2 protein-coding genes are annotated in these 956 nt (G+C 71.5%); one reads left to right on the top strand and one right to left on the bottom strand.

The annotated features are described in order from the left end of the window. Positions 1–429, top strand: a 429-nt coding sequence (locus tag BIU95_RS18765) for a hypothetical protein (RefSeq protein ID WP_175470774.1), incomplete at its 5' end; no start/stop codon positions are given. An 87-nt stretch (positions 430–516) separates the two neighbouring features. Here BIU95_RS18765 and BIU95_RS13340 read toward each other — a convergent pair. Next, a partial coding sequence (locus tag BIU95_RS13340) for a 2-oxo acid dehydrogenase subunit E2 (protein ID WP_175470773.1) occupies positions 517–956 on the bottom strand: 440 nt, incomplete at its 5' end.

Raw genomic sequence — 956 nt, 5'->3', positions numbered from 1 at the left:
ACGAGCCCGACGAACGCGACCCCGACGCGCACCGCGCACTCGACGGACGCCACCCGGACCCTCGTCCTCGCAGCCCGGACGGTCTGGGACCGCGTCGACCCGGCCGATCCCGCACAGCGACCGGTGCTCGACGCGCTGCAGGACGCCCTCGACGGCGACGACCGAACCGCGCGGTCGGCTCTCGAGCTGGTCCGCGCAAGTGCAGCACCCCGCCCGTTCCGGTGGACGCCGGTGCCGAGCGACCTCGTCTTCGCCGAGTCGCCGACGGCGACTCGGCAGGACGGGCTGCTCGAGCGCCTCCGCGACGTGGTCGAACACGGCGTCCCGCTCGGAACCGATCGACGACTCCCGCTCCGCCGCGTGCTCGTGGGACTCGTGGTCGCCGTCGGGTCGGTGGTCGCCGCCCTGACCCTGCTCGGGGGTGGGTGACGCGACTGGTGACGCCGAACCCACCCGGAACGGGAACGGCCCCGGCTCCCACGAGGGGAACCGGGGCCGTCGGCCGTGCTGCTGGGATCAGTACCCGAGGTTCGGGGCGAAGTTGCCCTCTTCGAGACGGTTCTTCACCGCGACGAGGTACCGCGAGGCATCCGCACCGTCGATGATCCGGTGGTCGTACGACAGCGCCAGGTAGACGAACGAGCGGATGGCGATGGCCTCCTGGCCGTCGACCTTCACGACCGCCGGACGCTTCGTGACGATGCCGGTCCCCAGGATCGCCGACTGCGGCAGGAACACCACGGGGGTGTCGAACAGCGCGCCGCGCGAACCGGTGTTGGTCAGCGTGAACGTGCCGCCGGCGAGCTCGTCGGGCTTGAGCTGGTTGTTCCGGGTGCGCTCGGCGAGGTCCGCGATGGACTTCGAGAACTGCGCCAGGTCCAGCGAGGCCGCGTCCTTGATGACCGGGGTCAGCAGGCCGCGCTCGGTGTCCACCGCGATGGAGACGTTCTCGGTCT

This window comes from Curtobacterium sp. MCBA15_007, from assembly GCF_001864905.1.
In the GTDB taxonomy this organism is placed as follows: domain Bacteria; phylum Actinomycetota; class Actinomycetes; order Actinomycetales; family Microbacteriaceae; genus Curtobacterium; species Curtobacterium poinsettiae.
This window is presented reverse-complemented; position numbering and strand designations above follow the sequence as displayed.